The sequence below is a fragment of the Mangrovactinospora gilvigrisea genome (assembly GCF_001879105.1).
Taxonomy (GTDB): Bacteria; Actinomycetota; Actinomycetes; order Streptomycetales; family Streptomycetaceae; genus Mangrovactinospora; species Mangrovactinospora gilvigrisea.
Genome location: NZ_MLCF01000043.1, coordinates 77,659 through 93,528, shown reverse-complemented (window position 1 = coordinate 93,528; position 15,870 = coordinate 77,659). Strand labels below are relative to the sequence as shown.

The following is a 15,870-nucleotide window of genomic DNA, read 5'->3' as shown; positions in this document are numbered from 1 at the left end:
TCCCCTCCCGTCACCCGTGCCGCGGCCTGACGTCGCCGCCGCCGTCGCCGTCGCCGCCGTCGGCGTCGCCCGGCTCACCGCCGGCCTCGGCCCCGACGGCCTGCGCCTCGACCGCGCCGCCCACCTCGCCGTCCACGGCGCCGCCCGCGAACCCGACCTCCCCGACCTGCTCGCCCTCGCCGAGGCCATCGACCTGCGCGGCCGCGGCGGCGCCGGCTTCCCCTTCCTGCGCAAGCTCCGCGCCGTCGACGCCGCCGCCGCACGCCGCGACCTCGCACCCGCCGTCGTCGTCAACGCCATGGAAGGCGAACCCGCCTGCCGCAAGGACGCCCTCCTCATCGAACGCGCCCCCCACCTCGTCCTGGACGGCGCCCTGCTCGCCGCCCGCGCGCTGGAGGCGGACGACATCGCCGTCGGCGTCGCCACCCGCACCGGCGAGCTCTCGCTGCGCCGCGCCCTCGCCGAGCGGCGCCTCCCCCGCCGCGCCGTCCGGATCGTCCGGCTGCCCGAGCGGTTCGTCTCCGGCGAGGGCGGCGCCCTCATCCGCGGCCTCTCCGGCCGCCCCGCCCTCCCCGACGGCCGCCGCACCCGCACCTCCGAACGCGGCCTCGGCGGCCGCCCCACCCTGCTGTCCAACACCGAAACCTGCGCCCAACTCGCCGTCGCCGCCCGCCTCGGCCCCACCGGCTACGCCGCCACCGGACTCCCCAACGAACCCGGCACCACCCTGCTCACCGTCACCGCACCCACCCCCGGACACCGCCACCCCCACCAGACCGTCGTCGAAGCCCCCTTCGGCACCCCACTCTCCCGCGTAACCGCCACCGCCGGCACCCCCGACCTCGGACAGGCCCTCCTGGTCGGCGGCTACCACGGACGCTTCCTCGACCAACGGACCGCCGCCGCCGCCACCGTCTCCCGCCCCGGCCTGGACACCCTCGGCGCCACCCTCGGCGCCGGCGCCCTGATCCCCCTCCCCCGCGAAACCTGCCCCCTGGGCGAGACCGCCCGCATCGCACACTGGCTCGCCGCCGAATCCGCCGCCCAGTGCGGACCCTGCTACCTCGGCCTGCCCGACATCGCCAACGCACTGGACGACGTGCTCGACGGCGGCAGCCCCACCGCCCAGGACCGCCTGCGCAACGGCCTCGCCGCCGTCCGCCGCCGCGGCGCCTGCTCCCACCCCGACGGCTCCTCCGCATTCGTCCGCTCCGCCCTCACCGTCTTCACCGACGACCTCGCCGCACACACCCTGGGCGGCGGCTGCCACCGACCGGTGATCGGAGCACTGCCCCTCCCCACCGAGGCGGGGTCCGCGGCGGCCGCCACCTCGGCCGCCGCGGGCGAGGAGCGCCTGGTGGTCGACTGGACGCTCTGCGACGGCCACGGCCTCTGCGCCGGCGTCGTCCCCGAGCTGCTGCGGCTGGGCCGGGACGGCTATCCGACGCTGTCGTCGGCGCCGGTCCCGGCGCATCTGCGGGCCCGGGCCCGCACCGCGGTGCGCCGCTGCCCGACGCTGGCGCTGCGCATGGAGCGGTCCTGAACCCCCGTCACAACACGGGAGACACGCGTCAGGAGGGCGCCGCCGTCTCCGTCAGCACCCCGTCCGCCAGCCGCAGGCCGCGCCGCACGCCGATCTCGCGCAGGAACCGCTCGTCGTGGCTGACCACCACGAACCCGCCGCGGTAGGACTCCAGCGCGCTCTCCAGCTGGGCGACGCCGACCAGGTCCAGGTTGTTCGTCGGCTCGTCCAGCAGCAGCAGCTGCGGCGCCGGCTCCGCGCACAGCACGCACGCCAGGGTGGCGCGCAGCAGCTCCCCGCCGGAGAGCACCCGGACGGGCAGATGCGCGCGGGCCCCCCGGAAGAGGAACCGGGCGAGCAGGTTCATCCGCTCGGCCTCGGGGCGCTCCGGGGCGAACGCCGCGAAGTTCTCCGCGACCGTGCGCGCCGGGTCGAGCAGGTCCAACCGCTGGGAGAGGTAGGCGATCCGGCCGTCCGCGCGCTTGGCGGTGCCGTCGCCCTCCGGGGCCAGACCGCCCTCGACCAGCCGCAGCAGCGTCGACTTCCCGGCCCCGTTGGGGCCGGTCAGCGCGATCCGCTCCGGGCCGCGGATGGTCAGGGCGGCGCCCTCCCCCGCGAAGACGTCCCGCACCCGCAGCCGTTCGCCGAGGAAGAGGGTGCGGCCGGCCGGCACCTCCGTGTCCGGCAGGTCCAGCACCAGCCGCTGCTCCTCGCGGACGGCGCGCTCCGCCTCGTCCAGCCGGGCCTTCGCGTCGCCGACCCGGTCGGCGTGCATCTGCCCGGCCCGGCCCGCCGACTCCTGCGCGCCGCGCTTCATGTTGCCCGCGAAGATCCGCGCCAGGCCCGCGTTCTTGAGGTTCTTGGCGGCGTTGCTCTGCCGGCGGTCGGCGCGCTCCCGCGCCTGCTGCAGCTCGCGCTTCTCGCGCTTCAGCTCCTGCTCGGCGTTGCGGACGTTCTTCTCCGCGACCTCCTGCTCGGCGCGCACCGCCTCCTGGTAGGCGGTGAAGTTGCCGCCGAAGAAGCGGACTTCGCCGCGCTCCAGCTCGGCGATGCGGTCCATCCGGTCCAGCAGCTCGCGGTCGTGGCTGACCACCAGCAGGCAGCCGGAGAAGTCCTCCAGCACGGCGTGCAGCCGGCGGCGGGCGTCCAGGTCGAGGTTGTTGGTGGGCTCGTCGAGGAGCAGCACGTCGGGGCGGCGCAGCAGCTGGGCGGCGAGGCCGAGGGAGACCACCTGGCCGCCGCTGAGGGTGGCCAGCACCCGGTCCATGGCGAGACCGCCCAGGCCCAGGCGGTCGAGCTGGGCGCGGGTGCGCTCCTCGATGTCCCAGTCGTCGCCGATGACGGTGAAGTGGCGCTCGTCGACGTCGCCGGACTCCACGGCGTCGATCGCCGCGACGATGTCGGCGACGCCCAGCACCTGGCCGACCGTCAGATCGGCGGTGAGCGGCAGGTCCTGCGGCAGATGGCCGAGGACGCCGTCGACGGCAACGGACCCGGCGGCGGGCTTCAGCTCGCCGGCGATCAGCCCGAGCAGGGTGCTCTTGCCGGCGCCGTTGGGAGCGACCAGGCCGGTGCGGCCGGCGCCGACCGCGAAGGACAGGTCCCGGAAGACCGGGGTGTCATCGGGCCAGGAGAAGGTGAGGTTGGAGCAGACGACAGAGGCGTCGGACATGGCGAAGGACCTCGCGAATGAGGGAGGCACCTGCGGACGCAGGGCGGGACGACGGAACGGCGGAACGGCGGAACGACAAAGGGGTCGCTGCGGCCGCGGTGCGCTCACGCACCGGCCGGCGACCCGTCGCACCCGGGGATCACCCCGAGATGTCGTCGTCCACCACCATGTCCGGTCTCCTCAACCAGGGGGCAAGGTCTCCGCCAGGGTAACAGCGGGGCCCGAGGGGACGCCGGGATTTAGTCCGCGCCGCCGCAGCGCTCCCGACCGGCCCCCCGGACACCCATCCGCACGGCCGTGACCAGCGCCGTCAGGATGCCGCCGAGCCCGGCGACGACGAACGTGCCGCGCGGGCCCGCCGTCTGCAGCAGCACGCCGCCGAGCAGATAGGAGGCGCCCGCCGCGAGGCCGATGGCGCCGTAGAGGTTGGCGAAGGCGCGGCCCTGCAGCTCCCGGGGCACGGTGCGCTGCACCACGGTGGCAGCGGCGGTGTCCTGGGCGGCGAGGCCGACGCCGCGGACGGCCTGCAGCGCCAGCACCACCCCCACCGACCAGGCGGCGCCGGTGAGCAGGTTGCCGAGGCTGCTCACCGCGAAGCCGACCACCAGCAGCCCCGGCGCGGCGATCCGGCCGCCCCACCGGGCGACCAGCGCGAAGCCCGCGATCAGGCCGGCTGCGCTGCCGGCGAAGAGCAGGCCGGTGGCCGAGTCGCCGCTGTGCAGGGTGCGCCTGCCGAGGAAGACCAGGCCCATGTCGTCGACCGCGTTGAAGAGGACGACGGTGGAGAAGCCGAGGAAGAGCAGCCGCATGCCGGCCGTCCGCCACAGGAAGGCGAGGCCCCGGCCGGCGTGCAGCAGGAAGGACGGCTCGCCGTCCGCGGCGTCCGCGGCGGCCTCCCGGGTGGCGATCCGCGGCAACCCGGTCAGCAGCAGGGCGGAGGCGGCGAAGGTGGCCGCGTCGATCAGCAGCAGCCCGCGGATCCCGGCCGCCGGGATCAGCACCGCGGCGAGCACCGGGCCCAGCACGGCCAGGCCGTTCTCGCCGAAGCCGAGCGCGGCGTTGGCCGCGGGCAGGTCCGCGTCCGCGACGAGAGCGGGGACGGCCGCGCGGGTCGCCGCGGGGAAGACCTGTCCGCAGAGCGCGCGGACGGTGAAGAGCGCCAGCAGCAGCGGAAGGGCCGGCAGCCACAGCCCGAGGGCCGCGGTCGCTGCGGCCTGGCCCAGCTCCAGCACCACCATCAGCCGCTTGAGGTCGGTGCGGTCGGCGAGGGCACCGGTGAGCGGCGCCAGCAGCGCGGGGGCGAGGTCGCCGAGGAGCATCAGCAGCATCACGGAGGCGACGGCGGCGTGCGCCGAGTGCGCGACCGCCAGCAGCAGGCCGACCTGGCCGACGGCGCTGCCGGTCAGCGAGGTCGTCCGGGCCGTCCACAGCAGCCTGAAGGAACGGCTGCGCAGCGGCAGCGTCCCGCGCGCCTTCGCCAACACCCCGCCCCCTGCCGCAATACACGCAAGACAAAGATCCCGCCCGGGCCGCGCGGCTCGGACGGGATCTTGGGGATGTGGAGCTTAGGGGATTTGAACCCCTGACCTCTTGCATGCCATGCAAGCGCTCTACCAACTGAGCTAAAGCCCCGAGATGTGGACCTCCGCGGCGCTTCTCCAGCTCCGCGGCGGCAAGAAGTACTGTACACGGCGGCTGCGGGAAAACCGAATCCGTTTCGGGCGGTGCGGCGCCCGGCCGGGCATGCCGTCAGGCGTCCACCCGCTCCCCCTTCGTCGCGGACGCACCGATGGCCCCGATGGCCCGGAAGGTCCCCGCGCGCCCCAACGCGAAGATCCCGCCGGGCCGTTGGGCCCGACGGGATCGTCCGGTGGTTCGGAGTGGAGCTTAGGGGATTTGAACCCCTGACCTCTTGCATGCCATGCAAGCGCTCTACCAACTGAGCTAAAGCCCCGCGCGGTGCGCCGGCCCGCGGTGTGCTCCGCGGCTCCGACGTCGGAAAGCTTAGCCGGTCGGGGCCGGTTCGCAAAAATCAGGTGTCGTCGCCGACGACCGGCTCGGGGAGGGAGCCCGCGTTGTGCTCGGTGAGCCGCCAGCCGCGGTCGCTCTCGCTCAGCACCGACCAGCAGCAGTTCGAGAGTCCGCCCAGCGAACTCCAGTTCTCCCGGTGCAGGCCGATCAGCGCGGCGATGGTGATCCGGATCGTCCCGCCGTGGCTCGCCACCACCAGGGTGCCGCCGTCCGGCAGCTCGTCCGCGGCCTCCAGCACGGCGGGCACGGAGCGCTCGGCGACCTCGGTCTCCAGTTCGCCGTCCCCGCCGCGCCGCACCTCCTCGCCGCGGCGGAAGGCGGCCAGTTCGGCGCCGAAGCGGTCCTCGATCTCGTCCCAGGTGATGCCCTGCCAGCGGCCGGCGAAGGTCTCCCGCAGCTCCGGGCGGAGGGTGATCGGAAGGTCCGTCAGCTCGGCGAGCGCCTTGCCGGTGGCCGCGGCCCGCTGCAGGTCGGAGGCGATGATGGCGTCCGGCCGCAGCGCGGCGAGCACGCGGGCGGACCGGGCCGCCTGCGCGGTCCCGGTCTCGTCCAGCGGGATGTCGGTGCTGCCCTGGAAGCGGCGCTCCCGGTTCCACGAGGTGCGCCCGTGCCGCCACAGGATGATGCGGCGGCCGCGGCGCTGCCCGGCGGTCAGAGGTCTCCCCCGGCGGCGCCCGGGAAGCCGACCACGGTGCCGGACTCCTCGGACGGGTCGGCGGCGGCCCGCCGGCCGCGGCTCTGCTCGGCGACCTCGCCGGGCAGCTCCAGCACGGGGCAGTCCTTCCACAACCGCTCCAGCGCGTAGTAGACGCGCTCCTCGGAGTGCTGCACGTGCACCACGATGTCGATGTAGTCGAGCAGCACCCAGCGGCCGTCGCGCTCGCCCTCGCGGCGCACCGGCTTCTCGCCCAGCTCGCGGGCGATCCGCGCCTCGACCTCCTCGACGATCGCCTTCACCTGGCGGTCGTTGGCGGCGGACGCGAGCACGAAGGCGTCGGTGATGCCGAGGACGTCGCTGACGTCGTAGGCGATGATGTCGTGGGCCAGCTTGTCGTCGGCGGCCAGGGCGGCCTCGGCGACCAGCTGCAGGGCCCGGTCGGTTGCGGTCACGTCATGCTCTCGGGTCGGAGACGGGGGCGGGCACGGCTGAGCCGTGTCCAGTCCCAAGGTTCTCATGCCGCGCCCGGAACCCGGCACACGATTTCCCCCGCGGCCGCCGCGCGGGGGAACCGCGGCTCACCCCTGGGGCTTGTAGTCCTGGCCGATGGTGACCGCCACATCACCGGAGATCTTGGCCTTGGTGGCGGCCACGTCGCCCGCCGGCAGGCCCAGCGTCTTGGCGATGTCCAGGGCGTCCGCCTTGTTCGACGGATCGGTGTAGGCGATCTGCGACTTGGCCCGGACGGAGACGTTGCCGCCGCCCGGCAGCATGCTGTAGCCGCCGTTGGTGAGCGACGCCTGCGCGGCGGACCCCGTTTTGGCGCTGCCGCTGCCGTTGCTCAGCGTCACCCGGGCCGCGCCCTCGGCGGACTTCTTGATGGAGGTGCCCAGCACGGTGCTGACCACCTGGCCGGCGGCGCCGTCCGGCAGGGTGCCGTTGCCGGCCACCGGGAGCGAGACCGTGCGGTACTTGCCGCCCTGCCGCTCCTTGGCGAGCGCGGCGAGCGAGGCGCCCAGCTTGTTCGCCGGCAGCGACGGGTCGAGCACCGCGCCCATGGCGTTGACCACGGCGGTGGCGCCCTGCTGGCTGGTCGGCATCTGCTGCAGCACGCCGTCCATCACCTGCCCGAAGCGGGCCAGCCGCGTGTTGTCGCCCTCGCCCTTGGCCTGGTAGGTGGCGTACGCCATGGCGGTGGCGCCGTTGACGCCGCTGTTGCTGCCCTTGTGCAGCACCTCCTTGCCGCCCTGCGAGATCGCGGTGTCGGCGTCGAGGGTGATGCCGCCCACCTTGTCGACGAGGGTGGAGAGGAAGGGCGAGTCGAGCCGCCAGGAGCCGGAGATGTTCGCGCCCAGCAGCGTGGAGAGCGCGTCGCGGGTGCCCGAGGGGCCCAGCTGGTCGAGCGACTGGCCCATGGTGACGGTGCCCACGTCGCCGGAGGGCAGCTGAAGGTTGGAGGGGAGCAGCAGGGTGCTGCCGGACTTCGCGGAGGCGTTGTCGACCAGCATCACGTTGGAGGTGACGCCCTTGAGGTCGCGCAGCGTCACCACGATGGTGTTGCGCTGGCCGCCCCCGCCCGCGGCCGCCGCCGTGTCCGAGCCGCCGCGGTGGCTCCACCACAGCCAACCCCCGCCGCCCGCCAGGCAGATCACCAGCAGCACGGCGAGGATCCGGACGCGGCCGCGGGAGCGGCGCTTCTTCTCGTCGCGCCGCTCGCTGCGGGTCTCGGCGAACTTCAGCCAGTCGATCGCGTCCTCGGACTTCTCGGTGTCCTCCTGGGCGAACGCGAACTGGCCGGTCTCGTACGGGTCCTGGCCGCCGCCCTCGTCGGCGCCGGGCTGCCGCTGCCCCGGCACCTGGTGCTGCGGGTTCTGCTGCGGGACGGCCCACTGCTGGCCGGTGTCGAACTGGCCGGCCTGGAACTGGGCGGTGTCGTAGCCGGCGCCGCTGGTCTGGCCGGTGTCGTACATCGACGGTTGCGGTTGGGCATATTGCGCGCCGTACTGCTGTTCGTACTGGTTCGGGGGAGGAGACTGCGGCGTCTGCGGTACCTGCTGGTACTGGCCCGCGTACGTGTCGTAGTAGCCCTGGCCCTGCTGCTGGCCCTGCTGGTCGGAGTAGCCGCCGCCGTAGGTGTCGTCGTAGCCGTACTGCTGCTGGTGCTGCTGCTCGTACTGCTGTTGCTGCTGATCGGGGTGCTGCTCGTGCTGCTGACGGGGCGCGTGGGGGTCGTACGGGTCGTCCCCGCCGTAACCCCAGCCGTTGCTTCCGGACACTTGGCCCCTTCCGCCGATACGTGCCTGCACCCCCTGGGGCGCTACGCTACTCAAACAACGAGTCAGCCGTCGCGGTACAGGCGGCGCTTGCTGATGTAGCGCACGACTCCATCCGGTACGAGGTACCAGATCGGCTGCCCCTTGGCCACTCTCGCGCGGCAGTCCGTCGAGGAGATGGCGAGCGCCGGAACCTCGACCAGCGAGACGCTCCCCGCCGGGAAACCCGGGTCGGTGAGAGTGTGCCCCGGGCGGGTCACTCCGATGAAATGCGCCTGGTCGAAGAGGTCTCCGGGGCGCCGCCAGGACAGGATCTGGTTGAGCGCGTCGGCGCCGGTGATGAAGAAGAGCTCGGCGTCCGGATTCTCGGCGCGGAGATCCGCCAGCGTGTCGGTGGTGTACGTCGGCCCGCCGCGGTCGATGTCGATGCGGCTCACCGAGAACTGCGGATTCTCCGCGGTGGCGATGACCGTCATCAGATAGCGGTCCTCCGCCGGGGAGACCAGCTGGTCGCTCTTCTGCCACGGCCGGCCGGTCGGCACGAAGACGACCTCGTCCAGGTCGAACATGTTGGCGACCTCGCTGGCCGCCACCAGGTGCCCGTGGTGGATCGGGTCGAACGTGCCGCCCATCACGCCCAGCCGCCTGCCGCGGCTTCGGGCGGCGCGGTCCGCCGGTTCAGCAGTCATGGCGATGCAGCCTACCTGTGCCGGACGGCGCCGCCGCGGCCGGGGACGCGCACCCGGGCGCGGCCGCCGGCCGGCGCGGCGGCGTTCAGCGGTCCTTGTTGAAGCGGGTGACGATGAAGAGCAGCGCCAGCAGGATCAGGAACGCCGACCCGCCGACAGCCAGCGGCGAGAGGCTCTCGTGATTCGGCGTGCCGCCCTCGGCGAGAGTGTTGAGCGCGTGGAGCGCGGTGGGGCTCATCGGAGGCCGTCCCTCTGCTTCCTGACGCGGCGTCCCCCGACGCCGCTGCCGTCTGATGCGGTGATGTGCTGAGCGATCCCCCGTATCCTACGGCCGCCCGCTCGGGAACCAACCGCCGACCTCGCTCGTCCGACCAGGTGATGACGACGGAGCGACCGGATCGAGGTGCCGCGGCCACGGACGCGTCAGCGCTTGCCGTACCCGCGCAGCACCACCCATCCGACCAGGACCACACCCACCACCAGGCCGATCACGACCCAGCGGAGGAATCCCGGCCCGGTGTGGACGTTGTCCTGCTGGCTCTGCGACAGCGCAAGCAGTGCGGCGGCACCCACGGTGGAACCCATCTCGGTACTTCCATTCGTCGACAGTTCGCCCCAAAGGGTAGCGCCGCCCCCTCGCGGGACTTCGCGCGGGCGGCAACCGTACGAAAGCGGCCCCAGGGCCGTAGTGTGGCCACCAACCGGAACGAGCAGGGGGTAGCAAGGCGATGACAGACGCCAACAACTCACCCAGTCGCAACAGGACCCGATTCCCGGGGATCTCCTCGCGCGCCTACGAGCACCCGGCCGATCGCTCCGCGCTCACCGCGCTGCGCTCCATGGCCGGCTTCGACATCGTCCTGAAGAAGATGGCCGGCCTCTTCTCGGAGCGATCGATTCGCCTGCTGTTCCTGGCCACCGCGGTGCGCGCCTCGGAGCAGCAGTTCACCGACATCCACAACATGGTCCGGGACGCGGCGTACATCCTCGACCTCGAAGAGGTGCCCACCCTCTACGTCCAGCAGGACCCGATCCCCAACGCCTTCTGCATCGGCATGGACAAGCCGATCATCGTGGTCACCACCGGCCTGGTGGACCTGATGGACGAGGAGGAGCTGCGCTCGGTGATCGGCCACGAGGTCGGGCACGCGATGTCCGGCCACGCGGTCTACCGCACCATGCTGCTCATCCTCACCCGGCTCGCCACCGCCCTGGCGTGGCTGCCGCTCGGCACCATCGCCATCCGGGCGCTGATCCTGGCCCTGCTGGAGTGGTTCCGGAAGTCCGAGCTGTCCTGCGACCGCGCCGGCCTGCTGGTCGGCCAGGACCTCCAGGCTTCGCAGCGCGCCCTGATGAAGCTCGCCGGCGGCGCGCACCTCGCCGAGATGAACATCGACGCCTTCCTCAAGCAGGCCGAGGAGTACCGCAACACCAGCGACGTGCGCGACAGCGTCCTGAAGGTGCTCGCCGTCCTGCCGCAGTCGCACCCCTTCACCGCGGTGCGCTGCGCCGAGCTCAAGGAGTGGGTGGAGAGCGGCGACTACGAGCGCATCCTGGAGGGCGAGTACCCGCGCCGCGAGGACGACCGCAGCAGCTCCATCCGCGAGGAGTTCAAGAAGGGCGCGGACCACTACGCCGACAAGGCCAAGAGCAGCAGCGACCCGCTGCTCGGCATCCTCAAGGACGTGGCCGGCGGCGCCGGCGACGTCGGCAGCCGGCTGCGCAACGTCTTCACCGGCTCCCGCTCCGGCGGCGGCGACGGCGGCAACCGCGACGAGGACAACCGCGGCAACAACGGCGACTCCTGGTCCCGGTCCACCGACGACCAGTAGCCCCGAGGCGGCAACCAACGCACCATCGGCTCAGCGCGAGGGCCCCGGCGGACGCACCGCCGGGGCCCTCGCGCATGTCGCGGGCAGAACCCGCGTCAGCCCAGCACCCCGCAGAGCCCGCCGGCCGCCGAACGCCGGTGGTCGAAGGGGTTTATCGAGGTCACCGGCGGGCTGCCGGAGGAGGACGGCGACACCGCCGGCGACGGCGAGCCGCTGCCCGCGCCCGGCGAGGGCAGCGCCGCCCCGGACTTCGCGCCGGACGGCGACGGCGACGCGGCGGCCGTCGGCAGCAGCGCCGGGAAGACCGGGTGGAAGTACGCCGAGGAGTCGGTGGTGCACGCCTGCGGCCCGGCCTCCACCACCGACTGCACCACCCGCACGGTGCTCGCCTTCACATCGTCGTGGTCGAACTGCATCGTCACCTCGCGCCGGATGACGAACGGCAGTATCTGCTGCGCGTCCCGGCCCCGGCCGTGGCTGCGGGCCAGCCCGTACACATAGGTGTGGTCGGTGGTGATCTCGAGGTAGTCCTGGTTCAGCTCGCGCAGCACCACCGAGCCGTCCACCCGCACCTCGTCGGTGGCGAGCGCCACCCGGTTCGGGTCGAACCTGGTCAGCCAGCCGGTCGCGGTGTTCTGCCCGTCGTCCGACGGGTGGTCCATGCTCGCGTCGAACTGCTTGTACTGGCGGGCGTCGATCAGCGCCCGGACGTCCTGGGTGCCGCCGCCCATCAGCGCCTGGGGGTCGATGTTCGCCGCTATCAGGTACTCCTTGGCGACCTGCAGCGACCGGAACACCTCGTCCGCGGTGAAGTGCGTGGTGCCGTGCGCCTTCGGCAGCGAGATGCCGTCCTTGCCGATCCGGTAGTCCTCCGCCGGCGTGCCGGCGAACGGATCCTGCCGGGAGGGCCCGGCGGACGGCGACGCCGAGGCCGACGGGGACGCGGAGGACGACGCCGACGACGAGGCGGACGCCGATGACGAGGTCGAGGACGGGGAGGACGACGGCGAGCCCGAAGCGTCCAGGTAGGGCGCCGCCGTCAGCGGGATCAGCACGGTGCTCAACCGCGGCGGCGGGTACACCGCGGGAGCGTTGTTGGGCCGCTGCAGCCCCAGGTAGATCGCCGTCCCGAAGGCCATCAGCAGCACCACCAGGAGCGCCGAGAGCCGGCGTCCCCCCTTGGTCAGCGGCAGCCGGTCCGGGCGGCGGCGGCGCACGGCCGGCCGGTGCTCGGGGCCCAGCCGCTCGCGGGCCGAGTGCTCCTGGAGCGGGGCAGCGCGAACGAAGGACTCGTCGAACACGACGGATCCGTAATCGTCCTCACCGCCGGGAACGGCGCCTCCCTCCGGCGGCTCTCCCCGACCAGCCATGCGTCCAGAGTATGACGTCCGCCCCCGCCCCACGAGAGCCGGGGCCACTTGGCTTGAGTACCTGTCAGGACATTCCCGCGCGCCCCTCAGGGCGCAACCGTGCCCCGACGTCCTCCGGAGCCCTGCGACGGCGGCTCCAGCCGCGCGCCCGCACCCGGCCCGACCTGCCCGTTTCCGGCGGGCACCCGATCCACCGGCTGCGTCGCCGGCGCCGTCGAGGTGCTGCGGTAGACCGCGGACACGGCCAACGCCAGCACCCCCAGCCCCATCACCACCGCCAGCACCCAGGCCACCATGCGATGGTTCCGCGCCGCCGTCCGCGCGCCGTGGCGCAGCTCCGCCTCGCACGCCGCGCAGGACTCGCCGAGCGCGCCGGCGTGCGCCCCCGCCGCGCCGTGGTGCCCCGCATGCGGCCCGTCCGGCGGCGCCGCGAAGCCGATGTCGCCCAGCAGGCGATCACCGGCCGGCGGACGCTCCCGCATCCGGGCCTCCACCGCGGCCGCGATCCGCTCGTCGGCCGTCGGCTCGTGCACCGCCGCGGCGTGCACGAACGCATCGTCGAACACCACGGCCGCCAGCTCGTCCGACTGTTCGAACTCGCCGTCCGCGCCGCCGTGTTCGGGTCCCTCCCGGAACGCCGGGCCTCCCGTGTCATCGGGCATGGACAAAAGCGTATTACCGCTCCGCTGCCAGGGATACAGCTCCGGGCCAAAAGGGGCGATCCGGCTCGGGATCCGGTGCCGGACCCGGCTCGGGATCCGGCGCGGCATCCGGTCCGTCAGGAGCGCACCTGGCCCTCGCCGGTGACGACGTATTTGGTCGAGGTCAGCTCCGGCAGGCCCATCGGGCCCCGGGCGTGCAGCTTCTGCGTGGAGATGCCGATCTCCGCGCCGAACCCGAACTCGGCCCCGTCGGTGAACCGGGTGGAGGCGTTCACCGCCACCGCCGCCGCGTCCACCCGCTGCACGAAGCGCCGCGCGGCCGCCTGCGAGCCCGTCACGATCGCCTCGGTGTGGCCCGACGACCAGCGGCGGATGTGCTCCACCGCGGCGTCCAGCGACGGCACCACGGCCGCCGCGATGTCGTAGGAGAGGTACTCCTCCGCCCAGTCCTTCTCCCCCGCCGGCAGCACCGCGTCCCCGCCGATCCCGCGCACCGCCTCGTCCCCGTGCACCGTCACCCCGGCGTCCGCCAGATCGGCCAGCACCCGCGGCAGGAACTCCGCCGCCACCGCCTCGTGCACCAGCAGCGTCTCCGCCGCGTTGCAGACGCTGGGGCGCTGCGCCTTGGCGTTCACCACGATCCGGGACGCCATGTCCAGGTCGGCGGCCTCGTCCACATAGACATGGCAGTTGCCGGTGCCCGTCTCGATCACCGGCACCGTGGAGCCCTCCACCACCGTGCGGATCAGCGACGCCCCGCCGCGCGGGATCAGCACGTCCACCAGGCCGCGGGCCCGCATCAGCTGCTGGACGGTCTCCCGGTCGTCGGCCGGCACCAGCTGCACCGCGTCCTCCGGCAGGCCCGCCTTGCCCAGCGCCTCCCGCACCACGGCCACCAGCGCCGCGTTGGAGGCCGCCGCCGAGGAGGAGCCGCGCAGCAGCACCGCGTTGCCCGACTTCAGGCAGAGCGCCGCCGCGTCCACCGTCACATTGGGGCGCGCCTCGTAGACGATCCCCACCACGCCCAGCGGCACCCGCAGCTGACGCAGCTCCAGGCCGTTGGGGAGCGTCGAGCCGCGCACCACCTCGCCCACCGGATCGGGCAGCGACGCCACGTGCCGGGTGTCCGCGGCGATCGCCGCGACCCGCTCGGGGGTGAGGGTGAGCCGGTCGACGGTGGCGGCGGGCGTGCCCGCCTCCTCGGCGCGCCGCACATCGGCGGCGTTCGCCGCGACGAGCGCCGGCGCGGCCGCCTCCAGGGCGTCGGCGACGGCGAGCAGGGCGGCGTCCTTGGCGCCGCGGGGCGCCGCCGCGAGGTCGAAGGCGGCGGCGCGGGCGCGGACGGCGAGATCCGTGACGGTGCTGGGCATGGCGCGAGAGTACCGGCCCGGCGGCGCACCGTGACGGGGCCGCCCACAGGGTGGACCGCGGTGTCCGCCGCTCAGAACGGCCGGACCGGATCGGCGCCCACCGCCGGGTTGGGCCCGCGGCCCTCCTCGACGCGCTGCCGATAGGTGTGCCGGTCGACGACCTCCAGGCCGACCGTCCGCCAGGCCGGCAGCCCGGCCCTGGACCGGTACTCGCCCCACAGCCGGAGCGCCAGCGCCGCCGCGTCCTGCAGCTCGGCGGCCTCCTCCCAGTACCGGATCTCGGCGCGGTCGGCGGCGTAGCGGCCCGTCATCAGCGGCGGGTGCTCGTTCACCAGCGTCTCCAGGGCGCGCCGCAGCTGCGTCACCGGCACCGGATCACCGGCCATGCTGAGCGTCACATGCCACATGCGTTCGGGCGGTGCCCCGCGCGGGGCACCCCTCGACGCCTCCGCACCCGCCTCCGCTCCCGCCGCCGGCACACTGCTGAGCCGCCTCCGCCCCTCGGAACCCGGACGCGCTGCCTGCACAGCCGCTGCCTCCCGTCCGTCCCTCCCCCGCCCCAACACTTCGTCCGCGCTACCGGGAGCCCAGCACCACCAGGTCGTCCCGGTGCACGACCTCCCGCTGGTACGCGGGACCGAGCTCGCGCGCCAGGTCGTGCGTGGACCGCCCCAGCAGCCGGGGAACTTCCCTCGCATCAAAGTTGACCAGCCCGCGGGCCACCGCGTGGCCGTTTTCGTCAAGAAGGTCGACGGGATCGCCCTCCGCGAAATCGCCCGTCACGCCGGTCAGCCCGGCCGGCAGCAGCGACATCCGGCGCTCCACCACCGCCTCCACCGCGCCGGCGTCCAGATGCAGCGCGCCGTGCGGCGCCGAGGCGTGCCGCAGCCACACCAGCCGGTCGGCGGAGCGGCGGCCGGTGCGCGGGAAGAGCGTCCCGGTGGGGCGGCCGGCCAGCGCGTCCGCCGCCTCGGCGGCGGAGGTGAGCACCACGGGGACGCCGCCGGAGGCGGCGATCCGGGCCGCCTCCACCTTGGTGACCATGCCGCCGGTGCCGACGCCGGCCTTGCCGGTGCTGCCGATCTCCACGCCGTCCAGGTCGGCCTCGCCGCGCACCTCGGGGATCCGGCTGGTGCCCGGCTTCGACGGGTCGCCGTCGTAGAGGCCGTCCACGTCGGAGAGGAGGACGAGCAGGTCGGCGTGGACCAGGTGCGCGGTGAGCGCGGCGAGGCGGTCGTTGTCGCTGAACCGGATCTCGTGGGTGGCCACCGTGTCGTTCTCGTTGACGATCGGGACGGCGCCCATCGCCAGCAGCTTCTCAAGGGTGTTGTAGGCGTTGCGGTAGCGCGGACGGCGCGTCAGGTCGTCGACGGTGAGCAGCACCTGGCCGACCCGGCGGCGGTAGCGGGCGAAGGAGGCGGTGTAGCGGGCCACCAGCAGGCCCTGGCCGACGCTGGCGGCGGCCTGCTGGCTGGCGAGGTCGCGCGGGCGGCGCGGGAAGCCGAGCGGCGCGAGGCCGGCGGCGATGGCGCCGGAGGAGACGAGGACGATCTCCCGCTCGTCGGCGGCGGCGCGGGCGAGGACATCGACGAGCGCGTCCACGCGGTCGGCGTCGAGGCCGCCGGCGGCGGTCGTGAGGGAGGAGGATCCGACCTTGACGACGACCCGCTTGGCGCGGGTCACCTCCGCGCGGAGGTCGGCGTCCGACGAAGCGTTCACGAGCATGGCCACCGGATCACGGTACGCGATCTCCTCGCCGTCCGTGCCTGCCGTTTCACGGTACGGACACGG

The 15,870-nt window shown here is 73.8% G+C and carries 15 protein-coding genes and 2 tRNA genes; 2 read left to right on the top strand and 15 right to left on the bottom strand.

What is annotated here, in order from left to right; genetic code table 11:
- The first annotated feature begins 16 nt into the window (after positions 1-16).
- On the top strand, positions 17-1,543 hold the full coding sequence (locus BIV57_RS09510) for an NADH-quinone oxidoreductase subunit NuoF family protein (protein WP_107409517.1): 1,527 nt from the start codon (positions 17-19) through the stop codon (positions 1,541-1,543).
- Between the two features lie 28 nt (positions 1,544-1,571).
- On the opposite strand, the gene BIV57_RS09505 is transcribed toward BIV57_RS09510, so the two are convergent.
- From BIV57_RS09505 to BIV57_RS25070, 10 genes are all read right to left on the bottom strand, one after another.
- Positions 1,572-3,194, bottom strand: a complete 1,623-nt coding sequence (locus tag BIV57_RS09505) for an ABC-F family ATP-binding cassette domain-containing protein (RefSeq protein WP_071656255.1) — start codon at positions 3,192-3,194, stop codon at positions 1,572-1,574.
- Positions 3,195-3,433: 239 nt separating this feature from the next.
- On the bottom strand, positions 3,434-4,675 hold the full coding sequence (locus tag BIV57_RS09500) for an MFS transporter (protein WP_217651715.1): 1,242 nt from the start codon (positions 4,673-4,675) through the stop codon (positions 3,434-3,436).
- Between the two features lie 78 nt (positions 4,676-4,753).
- Positions 4,754-4,826 (bottom strand) — tRNA-Ala (locus BIV57_RS09495).
- A 249-nt stretch (positions 4,827-5,075) separates the two neighbouring features.
- Positions 5,076-5,148: transfer RNA gene (locus BIV57_RS09490), tRNA-Ala, on the bottom strand.
- Between the two features lie 78 nt (positions 5,149-5,226).
- Positions 5,227-5,880, bottom strand: a complete 654-nt coding sequence (locus BIV57_RS09485; protein ID WP_071656324.1) for a histidine phosphatase family protein — start codon at positions 5,878-5,880, stop codon at positions 5,227-5,229.
- Entirely contained in the window at positions 5,877-6,335 is a 459-nt protein-coding gene (rsfS, locus tag BIV57_RS09480; protein WP_071656254.1) for a ribosome silencing factor, read from the bottom strand. Before rsfS ends, BIV57_RS09485 begins: the two co-directional genes overlap by 4 nt.
- A gap of 126 nt (positions 6,336-6,461) precedes the next feature.
- Complete coding sequence (locus BIV57_RS09475) at positions 6,462-8,159, bottom strand: LCP family protein (RefSeq protein ID WP_071656253.1); 1,698 nt, start codon at positions 8,157-8,159, stop codon at positions 6,462-6,464.
- Between the two features lie 62 nt (positions 8,160-8,221).
- Positions 8,222-8,845, bottom strand: a complete 624-nt coding sequence (nadD, locus tag BIV57_RS09470; RefSeq protein WP_071656252.1) for a nicotinate-nucleotide adenylyltransferase — start codon at positions 8,843-8,845, stop codon at positions 8,222-8,224.
- Positions 8,846-8,930: 85 nt separating this feature from the next.
- Entirely contained in the window at positions 8,931-9,083 is a 153-nt protein-coding gene (locus BIV57_RS25075; protein WP_175548711.1) for a hypothetical protein, read from the bottom strand.
- 185 nt (positions 9,084-9,268) lie between these two features.
- Entirely contained in the window at positions 9,269-9,430 is a 162-nt protein-coding gene (locus BIV57_RS25070) for a hypothetical protein (RefSeq protein WP_175548707.1), read from the bottom strand.
- 143 nt (positions 9,431-9,573) lie between these two features.
- Between BIV57_RS25070 and BIV57_RS09465 the strand changes: the two genes are divergently transcribed.
- Positions 9,574-10,677, top strand: coding sequence for a M48 family metallopeptidase (locus BIV57_RS09465; protein ID WP_071656251.1), 1,104 nt, complete (start codon positions 9,574-9,576; stop codon positions 10,675-10,677).
- A 95-nt stretch (positions 10,678-10,772) separates the two neighbouring features.
- Here BIV57_RS09465 and BIV57_RS25065 read toward each other — a convergent pair whose 3' ends face one another.
- The 5 genes from BIV57_RS25065 to proB form a co-directional block, all read right to left on the bottom strand.
- On the bottom strand, positions 10,773-12,047 hold the full coding sequence (locus BIV57_RS25065; protein ID WP_473234600.1) for an SCO2583 family membrane protein: 1,275 nt from the start codon (positions 12,045-12,047) through the stop codon (positions 10,773-10,775).
- Positions 12,048-12,133: 86 nt separating this feature from the next.
- Positions 12,134-12,709: an SCO2584 family spore wall biosynthesis protein gene (locus BIV57_RS09455; RefSeq protein ID WP_071656249.1), complete on the bottom strand. Its 576-nt coding sequence runs from the start codon at positions 12,707-12,709 to the stop codon at positions 12,134-12,136.
- Positions 12,710-12,825: 116 nt separating this feature from the next.
- Positions 12,826-14,154, bottom strand: a complete 1,329-nt coding sequence (locus BIV57_RS09450; RefSeq protein WP_265736985.1) for a glutamate-5-semialdehyde dehydrogenase — start codon at positions 14,152-14,154, stop codon at positions 12,826-12,828.
- A complete protein-coding gene (locus BIV57_RS09445) occupies positions 14,151-14,465 on the bottom strand; it encodes a hypothetical protein (RefSeq protein WP_336445899.1) in 315 nt (104 codons plus the stop codon). Before BIV57_RS09445 ends, BIV57_RS09450 begins: the two co-directional genes overlap by 4 nt.
- 190 nt (positions 14,466-14,655) lie before the next feature.
- Entirely contained in the window at positions 14,656-15,804 is a 1,149-nt protein-coding gene (proB, locus tag BIV57_RS09440; protein ID WP_071656323.1) for a glutamate 5-kinase, read from the bottom strand.
- Positions 15,805-15,870 lie beyond the last annotated feature (66 nt).